Here is a 21,757-nt window from a genome sequence, read left to right as displayed (position 1 = left end):
TCCCCACCCCGCCGCCCCACGCTCCCAGGAGACCCGTTGACCCTCACTGCCGCTTCCTCCGCCCGTCGGCCCGTCCGCTCCTCGCGCCCCTCGCGCCGCTCCCTGCTGGGCGCCGCGCCGATCGCGCTCATGGGCCTCGGCCTCGCCGCCTGCGCCGACAACGTCGACACCTCCGCCTCGTCGGCCTCCGACGGCGGCGGCGCGGGCGCCGGGACGATCACGGTGACCATCACCGACGACGCCTGCGAGCTCTCCGCGGCGACCGTCCCCTCCGGCCAGGTCACCTTCTCGATCACCAACTCCGGCACCGTCCCCAACGAGTTCGAGATCCTCGCCGAGGACAAGCTGCGGATCCTCTCCGAGAAGGAGAACATCGGCCCCGGCACCACGGTCTCCCTCACCACGGCGCTGCGCGAGGGCACGTACTTCACCGCGAGCAAGCCGAACATGGTCGGCGCGCTCGTCGGCCTCGCCGCCTTCACCGTCACCGCCGGCGAGGAGGTCGAGGTCGACGAGGACACCGCCGCCCTCGAGGAGGCCGCGGTCACGAACTACACCGCCTACATCAAGGACCAGGTCGGCCAGCTGGTCGCCAACGCGCAGCTCTTCACCGACGCCTACACCAGCGGCGACACCGAGCTCGCGCAGGCCCTGTTCCCGCAGGCCCGCCGCTTCTACGAGCGCATCGAGCCCACCGCCGAGGCCTTCGGCATCGAGGAGGCCGGCGACCTCGACGTCGCGATGGACGCCCGCGTCCAGGACCTCGCGGCCGACGCCGGCGTCGCCGTCACCGACCCGTCCGTCCTCGCCGGCTGGACCGGATGGCATCGCATCGAAGCCGACCTCTTCACCGAGGACGGCTCGCCCTTCGACTTCGCCGACGACGCCGCCCGCCAGGCCGCCGCCGACGACCTCACCGCGAACATCCAGGTCCTCTACGACCTCGTCTACGGGACCGAGACCGGCCTCGGCGGGGCCGCCTTCTCGATCACCCTCGAGGACGTGGTCCAGGGCGCCCAGGGCCTCATGGAGGAGGTCGCGACCGGCAAGATCGTCGGCGAGGAGGACACCTTCTCCCACACCGACCTCGACGACTTCCAGGCCAACCTCGACGGCGCGCAGGTCGCCTACGGCAACGTCCAGGACCTCGTGAAGGCCCAGGACGCGGACCTCGACGCGACCATCACCGAGCGCTTCGACGCCGTCCAGGCCGTGCTCGACCAGCACGTCGACGGCACCACCCCCGACGGCGAGCCCCGCTTCGTGGACTACTCCACCATCGCGGCCGTGCAGGAGGACGCCGGCGAGGCGCCCTCGACCGACGACTACACCGACGAGCAGCGCGCGATCTCCGACGCCGTCAACGGCCTCGCCGAGAGCCTCTCGCAGGTCGCCGGGACGATCCTGCACTGATGAGCACCCCCGAGGAGAGCACCGCGGGCGCGGCCGACGTCGGCGCGGCGGAGTCGAGCACCGCGGGCACGAGCACCGCAGACACGAGCACCGCGGACACGAGCACCGCAGACACGAGCACCGCAGACACGACCGCGGCGGACGCCAGCACCGCCGACGCCCCGCGCCGGGACGTCGGCCGCCGCGGGCTGCTCGGCGCGGCCGGCGGCGCCCTCCTCGGCGGGGCGGCGCTCGGCTTCGGCGGGGGCCGCGCCTCCGCCGGGGCGAGCATCCTCGGCGTCGGCACCGCGACGACCGGCGCCGACGGGACCGTCGACCCGCTCGCGACCGCGCACCCGCTGCGCGGCGAGCACCAGGCCGGGATCGTCACGCCCGCCCAGGACTGCATGTTCACGGCCGCCTTCGACGTCACCGCGGAGAACCTCGACGCGGTCCGGCAGCTCATGGGCGACTGGCTCGTGGCGGCGGAGCAGATGTGCGCGGGCGAGCTCGTCGGCGGCACCCCGTCCGCGAACCCGTACCAGGTCCCGCGGGACACCGGCGAGGTCTGGGGCTACCCGCCGAGCTCGCTGACGATCACCGTCGGCGTCGGCGGGAGCCTCTTCCGCGACGCCGACGGCAACGACCGCTTCGGCCTCGCCTCCCGCAGCACCGCCGTGCTCGACGCCGGCATGCCGACCTTCGGCAACGAGGCGCTGCGCTCAGGCCAGTCCGACGGCGACATCGTCGTCCAGGCCTGCGCCGACGACGCCCAGGTCGCGATGCACGCGATCCGCAACCTCACGCGCCTGGCCTTCGGGACCGCCGCCCTGCGCTGGAGCCAGATCGGCTACGGCCGCACCTCCTCGACGTCCACCGCGCAGGAGACCCCGCGCAACCTCTTCGGCTTCAAGGACGGCACCAACAACATGAAGGCCGAGGACGGCGCCGACGCCCTCGCCGAGCACCTGTGGATCGCCCCGGAGGACGACGGCGGGGACTGGCTCTCCGGCGGCTCCTATCTCGCGCTGCGGAAGATCCGCATGCAGCTCGAGGTCTGGGACCGTCTGCAGCTGCGCGAGCAGGAGGACGTCTTCGGCCGCGACAAGCAGTTCGGGGCGCCGCTGTCCGTCGAGGGCGCCGCCGAGGCGTCCGCCGAGTTCACCGCCCCCGACTACGAGGCCGAGGCCTCCGGGGAGCCCCTGATCCCCGTCGACGCGCACATCCGCCTGGTCTCCCCCGAGAACAACGGCGGCGCCCGCATGCTCCGCCGCGGCTACAACTACACCGACGGCAACGACTCCCTCGGCCGCATCGACGGCGGACTGTTCTTCGCCGCCTTCGTCCGCGACCCCACGACCGGCTTCTACCCGATCCTGTCGACGATGAGCCGCTCGGACGCCCTCGTCGAGTACATCCAGCACGTGGGCTCGGGCCTGTTCGCGATCCTCCCCGGCATCGCCGACGGCGACACCATGTTCGGCCAGCGCCTCTTCGGCACCGACGGCTGAACCGCGATGCTCCCGATAGTCTGAGCCGAGCCGTCGGCCGAAGCGTCCTCGGGACGCCGGACCACGAGCGGGAGGGACCACGAGGATGAGCGGAGCGCACGGCCCCGGGCAGCCGCCGTCGCTGCCCGACTTCCGCGGCGGCGAGGGCGTCGGATCCCCGGCTCCCTCCGGACAGTACGGGTCCTCCGGGCCGTACGGGTCCTCCGGGCCGTATGGTCCCCCGCCACCGCCACCGCCCCGGTCTCGCCGCGGGGCCGTGCTCGGGATCGCGGGCGGCTGCGTGCTGCTGCTGGTCCTCGTACTGGTGGCCTCGCTGGTCCTGTGGCGCACGGTGATCTCCCCGCGCCTCGAGGGCCCGACCGCCGGGCCCGAGACGTCGTCGTCGGAGACGCCGTCGGAGGATCCCTCCACGACGGAGCCGCACGGCGAGTACATCCCCGGCGAGGAGACCGAGCCGGTCGCGGGCCCCGCCCCGACGATCACCGAGAAGCCCAGCCGGCTGTGCGAGTTCGCCGAGCCGACGGCGGAGGAGCCGCAGGTCGAGGGCATGGTCCGCGGCGGCGGTCTCGAGTACGAGATCCAGCCCGGATGGAGCATCGCCTTCGACTGGGGCGATCACGACGCCTACGTCACCGGCACCGCCTCGTCCTCGCAGGAGGTGGAGAACTGGTGGTACTCGGTGTCCTCCCTCGGCTGGGTCGAGTTCCCCGAGTCCGAGGGCGGCTATCCGGGCGCGCAGGAGGCCGCGCGCACGATCCTCCAGTGCGACATCACGCGCACCGAGGTCCGCGAGCTCTACGCGGACCCCCTCGTCGTCCAGGACCTCCACGAGGAGGCCGTGACGATCGACGGCTACGACGGCTGGCTGATCTCCGGGACCCTCGAGCTGTCCGAGGAGCAGCAGGAGGAGTTCACCGTCACGGACGCCTGGAACCTCGTGGTGATCGTCGTCGACGGGCCCGACGGACCCGGCGCCTTCGTCGGCGGCGCCGCCACCGGCATGGACCAGCAGGTCGCCGACCTCGACGCCATGGTCGCCAGCCTGTCCGTCGTGATCTGACCGGGCGGGCGCACGCGCCCTGTCCTCCGACGTCTACGCTTGACCCGCGCCTGCGCACCAGGCCGACGGACGACGAGTGGAGAGATTCCGATGCAGACATCCCATGACCAGCGGTCGGCCGCGTCGTCGACCGCCGCATCGGCAGCACTGGTGTCCACGGCATCGGCACCGCTGTCGTCCACGGCATCGGCACCGCACCTGCTCTCCGCCGACACCCCTGCCACCGACTGGTCCTCGCAGACCTACCCGATCGGCAACGGACGCGTCGGCGCGAGCTTCTTCGGCGGCGTCGACGAGGAGGTCGTCCAGCTCAACGACATCTCCCTGTGGGCCGGATCCGCCGACTACGACAACGCCTACGAGGGCGAGGCCGAGGACGTCACCGACATCTCGATGACCGGCTACGGCACCTTCCTCTCCCCCGGCCGCCTCCGCCTCGCCATCGCCGACGCCGTGGGCGACGCCGACGGGACGAGCCGCGCCGACGGGACCGCCCCAGCCCCGGTGAGCGCCGGCCCGCATTACCGCCGCACCCTCGACGTCGACACCGGCCTGCACGTCGTCGAGCATGCGACGACGCAGGGCGCGCGCGTGCGCCGCGAGGCCTTCGCGAGCGCCGACGCCGATCTCCTCGTCCTCGAGATCACCGCCGATCGCTCGATCGACCTGCGTCTCCGCCTGGAGTCCGACCAGGAGGGCACGACGATCGGCCTCGCCGAGGACGGGCCGTCGGCGTCGATGTCGGCGTCGGTGTCGGGGACGCTGCTGGCGACCGGGACGCTGCTGGCGACGGGGACGCTCGGCAACGGCCTCGAGCACGTCATGGCCGTGCGCGTCGTCGACACCGACGGCGTCCTCGAGAGCATCACCGCGGACGGCACCGTCGGGCTCGCCGAGCTCGAGGATCCCGCCGTCGGCCTCACCATCCGCGGGGCGCGCAGCGCGCGACTGCTGATCGACCTGGGCACGAGCTTCGCGATCGCCCCGTCGGACGGCTGGCGCGGGCCGAGCCCGCTGCCGCTGGTGACCGCGCGCCTCGAGGCCGCGGCCCGGCGCGACCCCCTCGAGCTGCGGCAGACCCACCTCGACCACCTCGCCGCCCTGCTCGGCGGCGTCGACGTGCGCTGGGGCGAGAGCGAGCCCGCGCTCCTCGCCCTGCCGACGGCGCAGCGCCTCGCCCTCCATGCCGACGGCGGCGCGGACCCCCATCTCGAGCGGACCCTCTTCCGCTACGGCCGCTATCTGCTGGTCTCGTCATCGCGTCCGGGCGGTCTGCCGGCGAACCTGCAGGGCCTGTGGAACGACTCCAACACGCCGGCCTGGGCGAGCGACTACCACTCGAACATCAACCTGCAGATGAACTACTGGCCGGCGGAGACCACCGACCTCTCCGCCGCGCACACGGCGCTGATCGACTGGCTGTGCGCGATGCGCGAGCCCCTGCGACGCGCGACCCGGGCCTCCTTCGGCGACGACGTCCGCGGCTGGACCTGCCGCACCTCGAACTCGCCGATGGGCGGGAACTCGTGGGAGTGGAACACGGTCGCCTCCGCCTGGTACGCGCAGCACGTCGTCGAGCACTGGCGCTTCGGCCGCGACCGCGCGTTCCTGCGGGATGTGGCCTGGCCGTTCGTCCGCGAGGTCTGCGACTTCTGGGAGGACCGGCTGGTCGAGCAGGCCGACGGGAGCCTCGTCGCCCCCGACGGCTGGTCCCCCGAGCACGGTCCCCGCGAGGACGGGGTCGCCTACGACCAGCAGATCGTCCGGGACCTCCTCGACGGCGCCGTCGAGCTCGCCGCCGCCCTCGACGGCGAGCTCCCCGGGACCGACGCCGCCTCCCGCGCCCTCCTCGAGCGCACCCGCGACCGGCTCGCCCCGGACCGCATCGGCCGCTGGGGCCAGCTCCAGGAATGGCAGGCCGACCGCGACGAGCCCGACGACCTCCACCGCCACACCTCCCACCTCTTCGCCGTCTATCCCGGCAGCCGGATCACCCCGTCGGCGACGCCCGAGCTCGCCGCGGCCGCCCTCGTCTCCCTCCGCGCCCGCTGCGGCGAGCCTCCGGCGAGCGCCGACGGGGGCGCGGGGAGCACCGGCGCGGGCGCAGCGGGCGCCGGCGCGGGCGCAGCGGGCGCGGGCACGGGCGCAGCGGGCGCGGGCACGGGCGCGGGCGCGGGCGCAGGGAGCCCCGGTGGGGCGGCGCCCTTCTCGCATGAGCAGGTCTCCGGGGATTCGCGGCGCTCGTGGACCTGGCCCTGGCGGATGGCCCTGTTCGCACGCCTCGGCGACCCGCATCGGGCCTACCAGATGCTCCGGGGCCAGCTCGCGCACTCGACCCTCGAGAACCTCTTCGCGAACCATCCGCCGTTCCAGCTCGACGGCAACTTCGGCGTGACCGCCGCGATCGTCGAGCTCCTCCTGCAGAGCCACGACGGCGCGATCCGCCTGCTCCCGGCGCTGCCCGCAGAGTGGTCAGCGTCCGGCTCCGTCACGGGCCTGCGCGCCCGCGGCGGCTTCCGCGTCTCCTTCACCTGGGCGGACGACGAGGTCACCGCCTGGGACGTCGTCGCCGATCGCCCCGGCGCCCCCGAGCTGGTCGACGTGATCGTCGGCGGCGAGCGCCGCACCATCACCCCTGTGCGCGAGACCTCGGCGCTCAGGGCCTTCGCGCCCGGGCACGGCTGAGCGGGCCCTGCGAGCGAGCGTCGAGCAGGCATGAGCGGGTGCACCCTCGCAGCGTCGAGCAGGCATGAGCGGGTGCGCCCTCGCAGCGTCGAGTGGGCATGAGCTGTCGCTCTGAGCGCTCAGAACGAGCGCTCATGCCCACTCGACGGCCGCTGAGTAACAGAGCGAACGGGGCGGCCCCGGAACGGGCTCGCGACATGACCTCGCGCGTGAGGCCTTCACGCCCAGGCGCGCCTGGGCTAACCCCCTCGAGCAGATGCCCCTGACCAGGCTCCCCGCATCGTCCAGTGGGCAGAAACTGTCGCTCTGAGCGGCCAGAACGAGCGCTCATGCCCACTCGACGCTCGCTGAGGAACAGGGGCTTCAGGACAGCCTCGAAGCGGGCTCTCGCCCGCACCTCGCGCGTGAGGCCTTCGCACCCGGGTGCGCCTGGGCTGGCCCCCTCGAGCAGACGCCCCTGACCAGGATCCTCGCAGCGTCGAGTGGGCATGAGCTGTCGCTCTGAGCACTCAGAACGGGGGCTCATGCCCACTCGATCCTCAGAACGTGGCGGAAGGGGCGGACTGGGCGGACAGGGCTAGCGAGCGGACAGGGCTAGCGAGCGGAAGGGGCTAGCGGGCGGAAGGGGCGGATGAGGCTAGCGGGGCGGACGGAACGACGGCGAGGATCTCCCCGTGGAGGACGGTGAACCAGCCGTCGGGGTCGTCGGCCCAGGCGAGGTAGGCGCGCGCGAGGGCATCGCGATCGTCGGCGTCGGCCCAGCCCTCGCGATCGAGCTGGTCGGCGAAGGGGGCGGTGGTGATGCGGCCGGCCCAGGTGGCGGCCCAGGCCGCGCGGGTCGCGGGCGTCGCCTGGAGGTCGACGGAGGCGGAGGCGGTGACCTCGACGAAGCCGGCCTCGTGGGCCCAGGCGAGGAGGCGTCGGCCGGCGTCGGGGGCGCCGCCGTTGGCGCGGGCGGCGCGCAGGTAGAGCTCCATCCAGCGGGCGATGCCCGGGACCTCGGGGAACCAGCGGAAGCCCTCGTAATCGGCGTCGCGAGCGGCGACGAGCCCTCCAGGGCGGGTCACGCGGCGCATCTCGGCGAGCATCCGGACGGGGCCCGGCACATGCTGGAGCACCTGGTGGGCGTGGACCACGTCGAAGGAGGCGTCGGCGAAGGGCAGGTCGTGGCCGTCGCCGACGACCACCTCGACCTCGTCGAGCCCCTGGCGGTGCAGCTCGGCGCGGGTGATCTCCGCGGACTCCTCGGCGACCTCGAGCGCGATCAGGTTCTCGGGGCCGACGATCCGGGCGAGGTCCGCGGTGATGGTGCCGGCGCCGCTGCCCAGGTCGAGCAGACGCTGCCCGGCCCGCAGGTGCGGCAGGAGGTGGGCGGCGGAGTTCGCGGCGGTCCGCTGCCGGTGGCTGTCGAGGACGGCGTCGCCGTAGCCGTGGGTGTAGGCGGCGTCGGTCGAGGCGTCGACGGGAGAGACGGCGGGAGAGGCGGCGGAAGAGGCGGCGGGAGCTGCGCTGTCAGGCATGCGGCGACGCTACGCCCCCGGTTCTCCGCCCGCCTCTAGCGATCGCATCGCGGACATACATCTCAATATTCGAGATTATGCGGGAGCGGGAGTGGACCGCCGCCGGTCCATCAGCGAGGCGAGGATGACGACCGCGATGCCGACGAGCACGCCGATCACGGTCTCCAGCACGCGCGCCTGGAGCATCGGGCCGACGGGCTGCGGGTGCGCGAGCTGCACCATGAGCAGGGCGAGCGGCGTGATGAACAGCAGCGCGAACGCATAGTTCCGCAGCACGTACATCTCGGCGAGGAACTGCAGCAGCACGACCCACACCACGAGCTGCCAGGGCTCGGAGGGGAAGGACAGCAGGAACGCGGTGGTGATGATGCCGAGGGCGGTGCCGATGACGCGGTGCAGGCCGCGCTCGATCTGCAGCGCCCGGCCGGGCGCCGAGAGCAGGGCGATGGCGGCGATCTGCGCCCAGTAGGGGAAGGGGAGCCCGGAGGCGAGGCCGAGCGCGCCCGCGGCGAGGGAGGCGAGGGCGAAGCGGAGGAACTCGGAGCGCAGCTGGGCGGCGGTCCAGGTCTCCTCGCCCGGGACGGCGCCCCGCCCGGGATGCCGCTCCCCGGCCCAGTGCCCGAGCAGGCCCAGGCCGATGCACAGCGCGGCCGTGGCGGCGGCGACCAGGAAGGCCGTCCAGATCGGGGCGGCGGGCGGGGCGGAGGCGACGGCCGCGACCGCGAACAGCGGGAAGATCGCGCCGGCGGGCTTGAGGCCGCGCGCGAGCACGAGGGTCGCGGCGGCGCCCGCGACGACGGAGCCGACGAGGATCGCGGTCCACGACTCGGCCGTCGGCCCCAGGTTCTCGCCGAGGCGGGCGAGGGCGGCGCCGAGGGTGACGCAGACGGTGATCATCGCGCCCGCGAGCGACTGCCGGCGGAAGCGCAGCGCGGTGGACTCGTAGCGGGAGTAGATGCCGGTGAAGGCCCCGAAGCCGACGTACATCGCCCAGTCCAGGCGGTCCGTCGCGAGGAGCACCAGCAGCGGGATCGCGAGGCCGACGGAGATGCGCAGCGCGGGGATGTGGTCGACGCGGCTGGGCGCGAGGCTCAGCATCCGTCGTGCGGTCTCCCGGATCCGATCGGGCGTCTGCGGCATGGGGCTCCTTCCGTGCGGCCGGGCACCGCGCGGCCTGATCCCGCGCGGCCGCGGTCCGGCCGAGGACAGGGTATGCCCGCCGTGCACCGCTCCGGTGAGACAATCCGGGCAGGTCCCGTCCCCATCCCCGCGTCCGGCGCGCGCCGGCACTCCTCCCGGAGGCGACATGTCCCATCCCGGCAGTCCTGATCTCCCCGCCGCACCCGAGCCCGCAGTGCCCGGTCCAGCAGGCGGTCCAGCGGGCGGTCCCGTCGCCGACGGCCGCTCCCGCGGTCCCGCCCTCATCGAGACCACCGGCATCGAGATCATCGCGGAGTCCGAGCGGACCGCGAAGCCGCACGACCTGTTCTGGCCGTGGTTCGCGGCGAACGTGTCGGTCTTCGGCATGAGCTACGGCTCGTGGATCCTCGGCTTCGGGATCTCGTTCGGGCAGGCCGTGATCGTGTCGCTGATCGGGATCGTCGTGAGCTTCGCGCTGTGCGGGCTGATCGCGATCGCAGGCAAGCGCGGGAGCGCGCCGACGATGATCCTGTCCCGCGCGGCCTTCGGCGTGCACGGGCAGAAGGTGCCGGGCGTGGTCTCCTGGATCACCTCGATCGGCTGGGAGACGATGCTGGCGATCTCGGCGGTCCTCGCCACCGCGACCGTCTTCCAGGCCCTCGGCCTCGCCTCGGGGACGCCGGTGCTGGTCATCGCCACCCTCGTGATCGCCGCGATCATCGTGACCGCCTCCGTGCTCGGCTATCACACGATCATGCGCATCCAGTCGGTCCTGACCTGGGCGACCGGCGCCATGACGATCCTGTTCATGATCCTGACGATCCCGCACATCGACCTCGCGGCGGTGCGGGAGGCCCCTGCGGGCTCGCCGCAGCAGATGATCGGCGCGCTGGTCATGGTGATGACGGGCTTCGGCCTGGGCTGGATCAACATCGCCGCGGACTGGTCGCGGTACCAGCGGCGCTCGACGTCCGACGGCGCCATCGTCCTGTGGAACACGATCGGCGGCTCCGCGGCGCCCGTCGTGCTCGTCGTCTTCGGCCTGCTGCTGGCGGGCTCCGACCCCGACGTCCTCGCGCGCATCGGCGACGACCCCGTCGGCACCCTCGTGACGCTGCTGCCGCTGTGGGCGCTGATCCCGTTCTGGATCGTGGCGGTGCTGACGCTGGTCTCGGGCGCCGTCAACGGCATCTACTCCTCGGGCCTGACGCTGCTGAGCCTCGGGATCCGCATCCCCCGCCCGGCCGCCGCGTTCGTCGACGGCGCGATCCTGACCGCGGGCACGATCTGGGTGGTGTTCTTCGCCGGCAGCTTCATCGGCCCCTTCCAGAGCTTCCTGATCACCCTCGGCGTCCCGATCGCCGGCTGGGCGGGCATCCTCATCGCCGACGTCCTCTCGCGCCGCGCCGACTACGACGAGCAGGCGCTGTTCGACCCCGCCGGACGCTACGGCGCCGTCGACTGGGTCAGCGTGGGCACCCTCGCCGTCGTCTCGGTCCTCGGCTGGGGCCTCGTGGTGAACAGCTATGCGGAGGACGCCCCGTGGAACAACTGGCAGGGCTACCTGCTGGAGCCGCTGGGCCTCGGCACCTTCGTCGACGATCCGGCGGGTTCCTGGTGGGACGGCCCCTGGGCGTACGCGAACCTCGGGGTGCTGCTCTCGCTCGTGCTCGGCTTCGTCGTCACGCTGATCGCGCGCCGCGGGACGATCCGTCGGCAGGAGCAGGGGGCGTAGGCGGAGGCGCGCCCCGCACGCCCCGCTCACCCCGCTCACCCCGCACACCCCGCACACCCCGCTTAGAGTGCCCTCATGCACGCCTCGACCCCGGCTCCCGCGTCCCGCCCCTGGCTCGTCGTCGTCGATCCGCAACGGATCTTCGCCGACCCGGGCTCCGACTGGTGCTCGCCGTTCTTCGCCGACGCGCTGCCGGTGATCCAGGGCCTCGCGGGCGCCGTCGGCCCCGAGCGCACGCTCCTCACGCGCTGGCTGCCGACGGCGGACCGCCGCACCGCCTGGGGCGACTACTTCCGCGCCTGGCCGTTCGCCGACGTCCCGGCCGACGACCCGCTCTACGCGCTGGTCGACGGCGTGGCGGGCCTGTCCGCGCATCCGAGCGTCGACGAGCCGACGTTCGGGAAGTGGGGCCCGCAGCTCGCGGCCCGCGTCGGCGCACCCTTCGGGGCCGACGACGGGGCCGCTCGCACCGCCGACGACGGGACCTCCCGTATCGCCGACGACGGGGCCGACGACGCAGCCGCCCCGCGAGCGGTCCCGCATCTGCTGGTCACAGGCGTCTCGACCGACTGCTGCGTGATCACCACGGTCCTCGCGGCCGCCGACGCGGGGCTGCGCGTCACGGTCGTCACCGACGCGGTCGCGCATTCGACGGCCGCCGACGGCGCCGCCGCCCTGCAGGTGATGGGCCTGTTCCCGCCGCAGGTCGACCTCCGCACGAGCACCGAGGTGCTCGCCGCACTGGACGTCCCATCGGATGCCTCGTCGGACGCCGGCGCCCAGCCCGCCGCCGACGGCGCATCCTCCGCCGGCGCCGATGCCGATGCCGATGCCGCCGATGGCCCCCGGGAGCACTGACCGGCCGTGCCCGCCCCGCTGATCACCCTCGGCCACGGCCGCCTCGACCGCGATGAGCTGACGGATCTGCTGGTCGGCGCGGGGATCGAGCATCTCGTGGATGTGCGCCGCTTCCCCGGCAGCCGGGCCAACGAGGCCGCCGCCCGCGGCGTCGTGCCCGCGCTCTGCGAGGCCGCCGGGATCGCCTACCGCTGGGACGAGCGCCTCGGCGGGCGCCGGCGTCTCACCGCCGAGCAGGACGCCGCCTCCCCCGACACCTGGTGGCGCGTCGCCGCGTTCCGCGCCTACGCCGCCTGGACCCGCGACCCGGTGTTCCGCGCGGGCATCGCCGACCTCCTCACCGACGTCGCCGACGTCGCCGACGTCGCCGACGATGCGACCGGCCTCACCGCCGTCATGTGCTCGGAGTCGGTGTGGTGGCGCTGCCATCGCCGCCTCATCGCCGACGTCGTCCTGCTCGAGCACGGCGTCGCCGTCGAGCATCTGATGCCGGACGGCCAGCGGCGACCGCACGAGCCGAGCCCCGGCGCGCGCCTCGACGCGCAGGGTCATACGGTCTGGGACGGGGCCCCCGCACGATAAACCCCTGGCCACGGCCGCTCCGGAGCGCCTACGGTCACCCCATGCACCCGATGCGCTCGATCAGCTCGACCCGCCCGCTGCCCCGTACCGCTCTGATCACGGGCGTCGGCCGACGCCGCGGGATCGCCGCCGCGATCGCCGCGGGCCTCGCCGCCGACGGCTTCGACCTGGCCCTGTCCTTCCATGACGCCTACGACCAGCGGGTCAACGGCGAGCCCTCCGACGTCGAGGAGCTGGCCGCGGAGCTGCGCGGCCTCGGCGCACGGGTCGTGCTCCTTCCCGGGGACCTCGCGGATCCGACCGTCCCGGGCCGCCTCGTCGGCCGCGCCGAGGAGGAGCTCGGTCGCCTGGGCGCGCTGGTCATGAGCCATTGCGAGTCCGTGGACTCCTCGCTCCTGGACACCTCCGTGGAGAGCTTCGACCGGCACTACGCGGTCAACGTGCGGGCGAGCTGGCTGCTGCTGAAGGCCTTCGCCGAGCAGGTGCCGCTGCTCACGCCGACCCCGTCGGCCGAGCCGACCGGGACGCCGGCTAATCCGTCGGCCGAGCCATCGCCCGAGCCGGCGCCCGCGGACGCCCCCGCGGGCGGCGCCGTCATCGCGCTGACCAGCGATCACACCGTGCACAACCTCCCCTACGGGGCGACGAAGGGGGCACTGGATCGGCTCGTCCTGGCAGGCACCCATGAGCTCGCCGACCGCGGGATCCGCACCAACGTGATCAACCCCGGCCCCATCGACACCGGCTGGATGGATGAGGCGACGCATGCGGCCTGCGCGGCGCAGACCCCGGGCAGGGAGCTCGGCGGGACGGGAACCGTCGCCGACCTGGTGCGCTTCCTGCTCTCCGAGCGCGGCGCCTGGATCCGCGGCCAGCGGCTCCACTCCGACGGCGGCTTCTCGAGCCCGGCGCTCTGAGGCCGGGCCCGCCTCCGGGCCCGCATCCGGGGCCGGACCCGCATCCGGGGCCGCGTCCGAGACAGCCTCCGAGACCGGGTCCGCAGGGCCGCGCATATCACGCCGCACCGGTCCCCGACCGCCGCGATCGGCGCGTAGGATCATCCGCGCCCGCTGACGTGCCGACGACTGGAGTGACCCGTGGGATTGCAGAACCTCGAGGACATCCTGCCCTCCGCCTCCGCGGCGACGGCCCCTGCGTGCAGCGCGGATTCGCCCCTGTGCACGACGGACGCCGCGGCCGCCGCGCCGACCGTCTCCGCCGCGCCGACGATCCCCGATGCCGCCTCGCCCCGCATGGGCGCGCGCCTGGCGGAAGCCTGGCGCACCGGGACGCTGCTGCTGCCGATGCAGGATGCGGGCTCGCCCGTCCGCCTGCCCGGCCTGCACCCGTCGGTGCTGCCGCCCTCGCTGTCGGGGCCGGCGGAGGTGGAGCTCGCGGGCATCGGCGAGCACTTCGCCGCCTGGACCGTGGCCCCGCTGCGGAACGCCCCCGTGATCGTCCGGATCCCGCACACCGACGCCGCCGCGGGCGAGCCCCAAGCCTTCGACCATGAGATCGCCGCGCTGGCCCTCGCCCCCGCGGGCGTCGGCCCCGAGGCGGTCGCCTTCCAGGGCGACCCTGCGCGCAGCCCCCTCGGGCTGCCGTACGTCGTGACCACGCACGTGCCCGGACAGGCCCTCGCCCCGCAGGCCTGGACCCCGGCGCATCTGCGCGCCCATGCCCGTCTGCTGGCGCTCCTGCACACCGTGGCGGCGCCGGGCCGCGGGCCCGCCCGCCTCGGCAAGCAGCCGTGGAAGGACGTCCCCCGTGAGCACTCCCTGCTCACCGAGGTCGAGGCCGCCGCCGACTCCTGGCGCGCCGACCACCGCGAGCTCCTCGCCGAGCATCACCTGAAGCCCTTCCTCAAGGCCATGGTCAAGCGCGTGAAGAAGGTGGAGCCGCAGATCAAGGACCTGGACGGCTTCGTCCTGTCGCACGGCGACCTGTGCGCGACGAACATCCTGTGGGGTCCATCGGCCGACGGAGGGAGCGCCGCCGTCGGCGCACATGCGGCCGACGGCGGGAACACGGCCGACACGGATCCGTCGGTCCGCTACATCGACTTCGAATGGGCGCAGGCCGACGACCCCGCCCGCGACCTCGCGATCCTCGGCGGCTCCGTCCACGCGGGACCCTGGTACGTGCCGATGGGCGAGGAGCATGTGGCCGGGTTCGTGGCCGCCTACGTCGATGAGCGCCATCGCCTCGCGGCCGATCAGGGGACCGCGGGCGAGGTCCCGGCCTCGGTCTCCGACGTCGCCGCCCTGCGCGCGCGCATGCGCGCATGGACCGCCTACGAGCGCACCGGCATGCTCGTCCACCTCGCCTCCCGCGCCGCCGGGGCTCCGGGGGCGGGGGCCGACGGCGCCGCCGACGCGGGACGCGACGGCTCGACGCCCGACGGCGGCGGCTCGCCGATGCATCGCCGCGCCTTCGCGCAGCTGCGCCGGACCCTGGCCGTGGAGCTCGGGATCGACTGAGCTCGGGTGCCGGTTCGATTCTGCGCACCATCTGCGGCTCCATCGACCCTCATGCACGCCGAACCGACACGATATCGAGTTTTGTCTACCCCCCCTAGACATTGCATGTCTAGGGGGACTAGACTAAAGTGGCGACAAGGCCGATGAAGTACCGAGACCTTGCCATCCTCCTCCGTAACGCCGGTTTCATCTCCCGTCAGGGCAAGGGCGACCACGAGGTCTGGACCGGCCCGACCGGTACCACCGTCGTCATCACACAGACCCGTGATATCTCTCCGGGGCTCGTCCGCAGAGCATTGAAGGCCATCGACCAGGAGGAGAACCGCTGATGACCACCATCACCGCCACAGCCACTCGCTGGGAACATGGGTGGGAACTCGCCATCGATGACGAGGTCGTCACCCAATCCCGCACGCTCGCCGCCGCACCTCAGCAGATCCGCGACTATCTCGACACCATCGATGAGGACACGGACCATAGCGGCTGGACGATCACCCTCACCCCCGGCCTGGACGACTTCGCCGATCGAATCCGACGTGCACGTCGCTCATCCCGCGACGCCGCCCGTGCACAGGCGTGCGCCGCGCAGGAGATGCGTGAGCTCGTCGAGGATCTGAAGCGCGCCGAGTTCCGCGACGCCGACATCGCCGCATTCCTCGATGTCTCTCGCGGCCGAGTACATCAGATCTCCTCACGCGCTTGAGAGGCGTAACGCGACCCCGCCGCTCCGGTCAGCCCATCTCACGCGCGACCCGACCCCTACCGGTACTGCCGACGCCATGATCGACGGCATCTAGAGTCGGGACCGTGCCTCCAGCGTCCGCCGCGTCCTCCGCCTCCGGTGCGCCCTCGACCGGCCGCAGCCGGCCGCAGCTGCGCCGAGTCGGAACCGTGCTGCTCATCGCCTCGATCGCGGCCATGGCCGTCGCCGGCCTGTGGGCCTCCCGCCTCGGTCCGCCGCCGAGCTGGGCGTTCGACTGCTCGGAGACCTCCTGCATCGACCTGTGGTCGACGGCGCGCACCCACTACCTACGCATCGCCGTCGGCGGCGCCCTGACCTCGACGATCGGCTGGCTCCTGATCGGCCTGGGCGCCTCCACGGCGGCCCGGCCCGGGACCGTCGGACCGGGCGGGGCCGCAGGCGCACCCGGCGCCGGTCTCGAGCCCGGCGCCGTCGCGCCGGCGGAGCGACGGATCCTCGTGCGCGCACGGCGCGCCGGCCGCACCCTCCTGCTGGCGCTCCCGTCCTCGGCGGTGATCGCGGCACTGCTCGCGGTCGCGATGCGGTCGGCGATCGTAGTGTCCCGTCCGTTCGCCGTCGCCGCGGCCATCGCCGTGCTGACCTTCGCCGGCTGGTGGCTGCGACGACGGCTGCGTCCGGTGTCCCGCTCGGACGCGATCGGCACGCTGGGGGCGGGCGGCGTCCTGGTGCTCGCCGGTCTGCCGCTGCTCACGGGCGCCGTCATCATCCCGCCGACGGGGAGCGCCATGGTGCTGCTCCTGATCCTCGTCCCGCAGCTCTCGATCCCCGCCGGCGCCGCGGCCCTCGCCGTCGCCTCGACGATCGTCCACGAGGTCCTCAAGGCCGACGCCCGGGCGTCGGCCCCGACGGTGTCGGACCCGGGCCCGCCGTCGGCGCCGTCCGATCCCTTCGCCGCGCCGGTCCTCCGGCGGACGACGTTCGTCGTGATCGCGGCCGCCGCGGTCCTCGCCGCGCTCCCCATCCCCGCGCCGCCGTCGGACGCCCGCCCCGAGGCCGAGGCCCCGGCCGTCGTGGACGTCCCCGAGGACCAGGCCTCCTCCACACCCGCCGACGGCACCGACCCGGCGATACAGCCGCCGTCCGCAGCATCGCCCGAGGATGACGCGGGCCCGTCGGCCTCCGCCCTCGATCCCGCCGGTCTCCCGGCCTGCCGCGCCGATGATCTCGCGCTGACGGTCGCCGGCTGGGACCGGGCCGTGGGCGACGGCTACGCCGAGCTGCGCGCGACGAACACCGGCGCCGCGCCGTGCGCGCTGGTCGGGGCCCCGCAGCTGCGCCTCGAGCAGGGCGGCGAGGAGATCGCCCTCGACCAGCGGTCGGACGCCCCCGAGTCCGCCGACGACGCCGAAGCCGGTGGAGCCGAGCGCGAGACCGGGACGGACGGCATCGGGCTCCGCCCCGGCGACACCGCGGCATCCTCGCTGCACTGGCCCGGCTACGGCGCGGCCGCCGATCAGACCACGCCCCAGACGCTGAGCCTCCGGCTCGACCCGTCCGACGGGAGCATCGCCTCCGGAGACAGCGCATCCGACGACGACGTCTGGGAGCCCATCCCGTTCGACACGGGGTCGGGCGATGATCCCCTGGGCACAGGCCCCGGGCCGGCGCCGTTCGACCTCAGGGCCGGGATCGACGGCGGGGCGGAGATCGAGGTGGGGAGCTGGCGCGCCCGCTGACCGACCGGCCTGCTGACTCGCTGGCCTGCTGACTCGTTGCGCCGCCGCGCTCCGTCGACCGCACCCGCCCACCGGCCGCACGTGCTCGCCGGCCGCACGCGCTTGCCGGCCGCACGCGCTCGCCCGCCGCGCAGCGCCCGTCGGCCGCGTGGCATCCGTCGGCATGGAGTGCGCCGACGGGGAGGCGAGGACTATGCTCGTGCGGTCCCTTCGCGCGCCGGTGCACAGCCTGACGAGGCAGGTCGCCGTCCCGGGGGCCTGGTCCGTCCCGGCGCGACCATCCCCCACCTCGGAGACGATCCTCCTCATGCCCGATCCCGGCAGCTCCGGCAGCACCCAGTACGCGCAGCAGCAGAACGCGGTGCTCCACAAGACCCTGGGGCGCTTCGACATCATCTTCATCGTGGTCTCGGCGGTCGTCGGCCTCGAGATGCTCGGCTCGGTGTCCGCCCAGGGTCCGGAGACCTTCACCTGGCTGGTCTTCCTGATCATCGTGTTCCTGATCCCCTACGCGCTGATCTTCGCGGAGACCGGCTCCGCGTTCGTCGGCGAAGGCGGCGTCTACCTGTGGGTCCGCACGGCCTTCGGACGCCCCGCCGCGGCCGTCGCCTCCGCCTTCACGTGGATCACGCAGCCCGTGTGGGTCGGCGGCTCCATGGCCTTCCTCAACGCCGAGGCGGCGCGCGAGCATCTCGTGCACTTCGCGCCCGGCTCCGCCGCCGACTACGCCTTCAAGATCCTCTTCATCTGGCTGACGGTCCTCGCGGCCGTGCTCTCGCTGCGCCGGGCCAAGTGGATCCCCACCATGGGCGCCGTCTGCAAGATCGTGTTCCTGGCGATCTTCGTGGTCACCGCCGTCGTCTATGCGATCGAGCACGGCATCCAGGACCTCCCGATCGGCAGCTTCTCCCCCACCGCCGCCGGGTTCATCACCCTGATCCCGCTGCTGCTGTTCGCCTTCCTCGGCTTCGAGTCCGGCTCGAGCGCCTCCGGCGAGATGAAGGACGCGACCAAGGACGTCGCCTTCTCCGTCCTGCGCTCCTCCGCGATGGCGGGCGTGCTCTACCTGATCCCGGTGTTCACGATCCTGCTGGTCATCCCCCACTCCGACATCGACGGCGTCTCGGGTCTGATCACCGCGGTCGCGACCGTCTTCTCCGTCTACGGCTCCGCCGCGCCGACGATGCTGACGCTCGCCGTGCTGCTGTTCCTGCTGGCGAACATCGGCCAGGGCGCCGCCTGGATGATCATGTCCGACCGCATGCAGGCGATCGCCGCGGCCGACGGCTCCTTCTTCGGCGGCTTCTTCGGACGCTTCCACCGCACCCTCGGCACCCCGATCCGCGTCAACCTGCTCTCCGGCACGATCTCGACGGTGTTCATGATCGCCGCGATGCAGCTGACCGGCTCGAGCGCCGCCCTGTTCGACGTGGTGCTCTCGGTCGCGATCACGACCTACCTGTTCAGCTACCTCATCGTGATCCCCGCGGCCGTCCGCCTGCGCCTGAAGCACCCCGAGGTCCCGCGTCCCTTCCGCGTCCCCGGCGGCAACGGCGTCTTCATCGCCTTCGGCGTCGTCACCACGGGCTTCGTCGCGCTCGGCTCCTGGGTGTCGATCTTCCCCGGCACCCTCGAGTCCCTCATCGGCCTGGACTACGACTTCTCCACCGCCATGGGCGTCCCCTACGCCGCCTTCGAGGCGCTCACCCTCGGCACCCTCGCCTTCATCATCGGGATCGCCCTGATCGGCTACGTCGCCGGGCGTCGGCTCCGCGAGGAGTCCGCCGAGGAGGCCGCCGCCCGCGACGGCCTGGAGGCCGCGCCGCAGGACTGATCGTCGGGCGAGGGCCCCGCGGCCGGCGCGCTGGCACTGCGGCCGACGGGCGGGCTCAGCCGAGGCTGATGCTCAGCCGACGGGCGCGGCGGGCGCGCGGCCGATCCGCAGCATGACGACAGGCCAGGTCCGGGCGATGCCCAAACCTGGCCTGTTCTCGTGGTGCACGTCAGGACGCGCTGGTGGTGCGCATCGAGGTGCTGCGCCGATCAGGCGCCGTCCGGATCAGGACTCGTGGTCGTGATCCTCCTCGGACTCCTCATCCGCGTGGTCGTGCTCGTGGTCGTGCCCGTCCTCGTCGGACTCCTCGTCCGCGTGATCGTGCTCGTGGTCGTGCTCGTCCTCGTCGGAGCTCTCGCCGCCGACGGTGTACTCGCCGGAGACGGTGCCGGTGGTCACCTGGATCTCGTGGGGGACGACCGTCAGGTCGAGCTCGCGGTAGATCTCGCCGCTGGCCACGTCGACCATGGTGAGCTTCTGGGCGTCGGGGTCGACGACGAACGCGGTGCCGTCGGCCACCGCCAGCATCGGGCCGGCGGTCTGCCACTCATCGGGCTCGGTCCACTCGTCCATGACCTTGACCTCGTGGATCATCTCGCCGGTCTCCGGGTCGAGGATGTTCAGCTCGCCGTCGCCGGTGAGGACCAGGGCCTCCCCATCGGGACCGCGGTCCAGGGAGCGGAACCAGTAGGGGGAGCCGAGATCGACGGTGGTCATCGAGTCGTCACGGGTGTCGATCAGGGCGATCGTGGTGGGGTGCTCGGTGCCGCCCTCGGGATCGGCCTCGACCTTGTTGTCCGCCAGGACGATCGGGGAGTCGGCGCTGCCCTTCTGGTTGCCGGAGCGCTGGTAGTCGGTGTCCACGGCGACCTTGTGGAACTCGCCGTCGCGGTAGACGACCGGGCCGTTCTCGCAGCCGAGGGAGACGACGTCACCGGACTCGGTGGCCTGGGCGACGGCCTCGCCGTGCACGCCGGGGCAGTCATCCGTCTCGGCGACGAGGTTGCCGTCGGCGTCGAGCACCTGGACGGTGCTGCGGGACTCCTCGGTGCCCTGCGTGAGCAGCAGGTCCCCGTCGGACAGCGGGACCGCAACGCCGTGGTGCGGGGCATCCGCCGCGGTCTCCTCGAGCACGTCCAGCTCGCCGTCGGCGAGGGCGGTCGGGTCGATGATCGTGATCGCGCCGGTGCCGTCGGCGAAGAACGCCGTGCGACCGTCCTCGGCCACGACATGGCCGGGCGAGGGCGCCTCGAAGGACAGGTCCGTCAGATGCGGGGTCTGCTCGTAGTAGTGGAAGTGGTCGCCGTGGGCGACGGCCTCGAGGCCGGAGTCGTAGATCCTGAAGGTGTCCGAGGCGCTCACGGCGACGCTGCGGCCGTCGCCGGCCGCGTTCAGCCGCACGTAGCCGGCGATCTCGGTGTCGTCTAGGACCGTGCCGTCGGAGGAGTCGAGGGTGATCACGCCGCCGTCGTAGGCGAGGACGATGCGCGGGGTCAGCGCGCCGACCTCGGTGCGCTCGATCTCGGTCGAGGCGGAGTCGGCGGCGGTGGTCGAGCCGTCCGACGCAGCGGAGCCGTCGGAGGCCGCAGAGTTGCCGCCGCTGGCGCCGCACGCCGACAGGGCAAGGACGCCGACGCCAGCCAGCGCCAGGACGCGACGCTTCATGACAATCGTTCTCATCAGATTCATGCCAGAAAACTATCAGCTCACGATAATCATTACCATTTGAGGGTATGTGCGCTCGCTCACTCCTCGAGACGCTCCTGGGGGTGCCGTTCCCTCTGGTGCGGCGGGGGCCGCCCCGCAGCTCCAGGGCAGGGTGCCCGGGGCCGACGGCACCGCTGACACCGTGCCGAGGCGGCAGGGACGGCTCGGGACGTCATGGCCCTGCACCGGCACCGCACGGGCACCGGCGCTGCCCGCGGGCGCGGCACTGCCCGCGGGCGCCCCCGGCGCCTCTCACGGGCCTGTGGCGCTCCTCGGGAACAGCGTGCGGCTTACCCCGCGTCACTCGGGCCCTCGGGCCCGCAGGGGTCGCCGAGAGGGCACGAGAGGGCAGATGCAGAGGCCCCGTGCAGAGCTGCGTCGTGCGGGCCGGAGGCAGCGGGGTGGGTGACGGCAGTGAGGTGGCCGCAGGCTGCGGGGCGACCGCCGGCGGAGTCGTGGCCGACGCTTGGCCGACGGCAGCGCCGACCGTTTTCGGGCATGCGAAAAGGGGCGGAGGAGGCGAGATGCATTCGATCTTCCGATCGATGCTCTCAGCGGCTCCTCCACCCCTTCTCGGTGAAGATGTCCGGCGACGACCTACTCTCCCACACCCTCCCGAGTGCAGTACCATCGGCGCAATCAAGCTTAGCTTCCGGGTTCGGAATGGAACCGGGCGTTTCCTCGACGCTATGATCGCCGTAACTCTATAACGTCCCTCGCTCGCGGAGCGGGGAGTTTGTTCGATGTCACCGGCGGGGTTCGGGAGGCGAGAAGTCCTCAAAAGACCTCTCAGCGACTCCCGACCCTCTGGCCA

16 protein-coding genes and 1 rRNA gene are annotated in these 21,757 nt (G+C 73.0%); 13 read left to right on the top strand and 4 right to left on the bottom strand.

What is annotated here, in order from left to right; genetic code table 11:
- The first annotated feature begins 36 nt into the window (after positions 1 to 36).
- The 4 genes from efeO (at position 37) to ACXET9_RS14900 (ending at position 6,648) form a co-directional block, all read left to right on the top strand.
- The gene (gene efeO / locus ACXET9_RS14915; protein WP_457887476.1) at positions 37 to 1,413 is read left to right on the top strand and encodes an iron uptake system protein EfeO; all 1,377 of its coding nucleotides are present in this window, start codon (positions 37 to 39) and stop codon (positions 1,411 to 1,413) included.
- Positions 1,413 to 2,903, top strand: a complete 1,491-nt coding sequence (gene efeB, locus ACXET9_RS14910) for an iron uptake transporter deferrochelatase/peroxidase subunit (RefSeq protein WP_457887475.1) — start codon at positions 1,413 to 1,415, stop codon at positions 2,901 to 2,903. The genes efeO and efeB overlap by 1 nt, the downstream gene beginning before the upstream one ends.
- 256 nt (positions 2,904 to 3,159) lie before the next feature.
- A complete protein-coding gene (locus tag ACXET9_RS14905; protein WP_457887474.1) occupies positions 3,160 to 3,963 on the top strand; it encodes a hypothetical protein in 804 nt (267 codons plus the stop codon).
- Positions 3,964 to 4,053: 90 nt separating this feature from the next.
- Positions 4,054 to 6,648, top strand: a complete 2,595-nt coding sequence (locus ACXET9_RS14900) for a glycosyl hydrolase family 95 catalytic domain-containing protein (protein ID WP_457887473.1) — start codon at positions 4,054 to 4,056, stop codon at positions 6,646 to 6,648.
- A gap of 611 nt (positions 6,649 to 7,259) precedes the next feature.
- Here the strand turns inward: ACXET9_RS14900 and ACXET9_RS14895 are convergent.
- Complete coding sequence (locus ACXET9_RS14895; RefSeq protein WP_457887472.1) at positions 7,260 to 8,168, bottom strand: methyltransferase domain-containing protein; 909 nt, start codon at positions 8,166 to 8,168, stop codon at positions 7,260 to 7,262.
- Positions 8,169 to 8,243: 75 nt separating this feature from the next.
- Positions 8,244 to 9,308 carry an FUSC family protein gene (locus tag ACXET9_RS14890; protein WP_457887471.1) on the bottom strand — a complete coding sequence of 355 codons (1,065 nt, stop codon included), beginning with the start codon at positions 9,306 to 9,308 and terminating at the stop codon, positions 8,244 to 8,246.
- A 166-nt stretch (positions 9,309 to 9,474) separates the two neighbouring features.
- Between ACXET9_RS14890 and ACXET9_RS14885 the strand changes: the two genes are divergently transcribed.
- The 9 genes from ACXET9_RS14885 (at position 9,475) to ACXET9_RS14845 (ending at position 19,236) form a co-directional block, all read left to right on the top strand.
- Positions 9,475 to 11,043 (top strand): purine-cytosine permease family protein, encoded by a 1,569-nt coding sequence (locus ACXET9_RS14885; RefSeq protein ID WP_457887470.1) that lies wholly within the window; start codon positions 9,475 to 9,477, stop codon positions 11,041 to 11,043.
- Between the two features lie 75 nt (positions 11,044 to 11,118).
- Positions 11,119 to 11,901: a cysteine hydrolase family protein gene (locus ACXET9_RS14880; protein ID WP_457887469.1), complete on the top strand. Its 783-nt coding sequence runs from the start codon at positions 11,119 to 11,121 to the stop codon at positions 11,899 to 11,901.
- A 6-nt stretch (positions 11,902 to 11,907) separates the two neighbouring features.
- Positions 11,908 to 12,483 (top strand): DUF488 domain-containing protein, encoded by a 576-nt coding sequence (locus tag ACXET9_RS14875; RefSeq protein WP_457887468.1) that lies wholly within the window; start codon positions 11,908 to 11,910, stop codon positions 12,481 to 12,483.
- A 41-nt stretch (positions 12,484 to 12,524) separates the two neighbouring features.
- Complete coding sequence (locus tag ACXET9_RS14870) at positions 12,525 to 13,400, top strand: SDR family oxidoreductase (protein ID WP_457887467.1); 876 nt, start codon at positions 12,525 to 12,527, stop codon at positions 13,398 to 13,400.
- Between the two features lie 180 nt (positions 13,401 to 13,580).
- A complete protein-coding gene (locus ACXET9_RS14865; protein ID WP_457887466.1) occupies positions 13,581 to 14,963 on the top strand; it encodes an aminoglycoside phosphotransferase family protein in 1,383 nt (460 codons plus the stop codon).
- 143 nt (positions 14,964 to 15,106) lie between these two features.
- The gene (locus ACXET9_RS14860; protein ID WP_457887465.1) at positions 15,107 to 15,292 is read left to right on the top strand and encodes a type II toxin-antitoxin system HicA family toxin; all 186 of its coding nucleotides are present in this window, start codon (positions 15,107 to 15,109) and stop codon (positions 15,290 to 15,292) included.
- Positions 15,292 to 15,666 carry an antitoxin HicB gene (locus ACXET9_RS14855; protein ID WP_457887464.1) on the top strand — a complete coding sequence of 125 codons (375 nt, stop codon included), beginning with the start codon at positions 15,292 to 15,294 and terminating at the stop codon, positions 15,664 to 15,666. The genes ACXET9_RS14860 and ACXET9_RS14855 overlap by 1 nt, the downstream gene beginning before the upstream one ends.
- Before the next feature lie 104 nt (positions 15,667 to 15,770).
- Positions 15,771 to 17,402, top strand: coding sequence for a DUF4232 domain-containing protein (locus ACXET9_RS14850; RefSeq protein ID WP_457887463.1), 1,632 nt, complete (start codon positions 15,771 to 15,773; stop codon positions 17,400 to 17,402).
- Positions 17,403 to 17,709: 307 nt separating this feature from the next.
- Positions 17,710 to 19,236: an APC family permease gene (locus ACXET9_RS14845; protein WP_457887462.1), complete on the top strand. Its 1,527-nt coding sequence runs from the start codon at positions 17,710 to 17,712 to the stop codon at positions 19,234 to 19,236.
- A 225-nt stretch (positions 19,237 to 19,461) separates the two neighbouring features.
- Here ACXET9_RS14845 and ACXET9_RS14840 read toward each other — a convergent pair whose 3' ends face one another.
- The gene (locus ACXET9_RS14840; RefSeq protein WP_457887461.1) at positions 19,462 to 20,901 is read right to left on the bottom strand and encodes a hypothetical protein; all 1,440 of its coding nucleotides are present in this window, start codon (positions 20,899 to 20,901) and stop codon (positions 19,462 to 19,464) included.
- A 626-nt stretch (positions 20,902 to 21,527) separates the two neighbouring features.
- Positions 21,528 to 21,644, bottom strand: a 5S ribosomal RNA gene (rrf, locus tag ACXET9_RS14835).
- Between the last annotated feature and the right edge of the window lie 113 nt (positions 21,645 to 21,757).

Source organism: Brachybacterium netajii (SeqCode) (assembly GCF_054114245.1).
Note: the sequence above shows the minus strand (reverse complement) of the source record. Positions and strands in the feature narration are given on the sequence as shown.

Bases quoted from the DNA above. Each gene is read 5' to 3' on its own strand.
- ACXET9_RS14900 (WP_457887473.1), top strand. From the start codon at position 4,054: ATGCAGACATCCCATGACCAGCGGTCGGCCGCGTCGTCGACCGCCGCA.
- ACXET9_RS14885 (WP_457887470.1), top strand. From the start codon at position 9,475: ATGTCCCATCCCGGCAGTCCTGATCTCCCCGCCGCACCCGAGCCCGCA.
- ACXET9_RS14840 (WP_457887461.1), bottom strand. From the start codon at position 20,901: ATGAAGCGTCGCGTCCTGGCGCTGGCTGGCGTCGGCGTCCTTGCCCTG.
- efeB (WP_457887475.1), top strand. From the start codon at position 1,413: ATGAGCACCCCCGAGGAGAGCACCGCGGGCGCGGCCGACGTCGGCGCG.
- ACXET9_RS14870 (WP_457887467.1), top strand. From the start codon at position 12,525: ATGCACCCGATGCGCTCGATCAGCTCGACCCGCCCGCTGCCCCGTACC.
- ACXET9_RS14890 (WP_457887471.1), bottom strand. From the start codon at position 9,308: ATGCCGCAGACGCCCGATCGGATCCGGGAGACCGCACGACGGATGCTG.
- ACXET9_RS14895 (WP_457887472.1), bottom strand. From the start codon at position 8,168: ATGCCTGACAGCGCAGCTCCCGCCGCCTCTTCCGCCGCCTCTCCCGCC.
- ACXET9_RS14880 (WP_457887469.1), top strand. From the start codon at position 11,119: ATGCACGCCTCGACCCCGGCTCCCGCGTCCCGCCCCTGGCTCGTCGTC.
- ACXET9_RS14845 (WP_457887462.1), top strand. From the start codon at position 17,710: ATGCCCGATCCCGGCAGCTCCGGCAGCACCCAGTACGCGCAGCAGCAG.
- ACXET9_RS14855 (WP_457887464.1), top strand. From the start codon at position 15,292: ATGACCACCATCACCGCCACAGCCACTCGCTGGGAACATGGGTGGGAA.
- ACXET9_RS14860 (WP_457887465.1), top strand. From the start codon at position 15,107: ATGAAGTACCGAGACCTTGCCATCCTCCTCCGTAACGCCGGTTTCATC.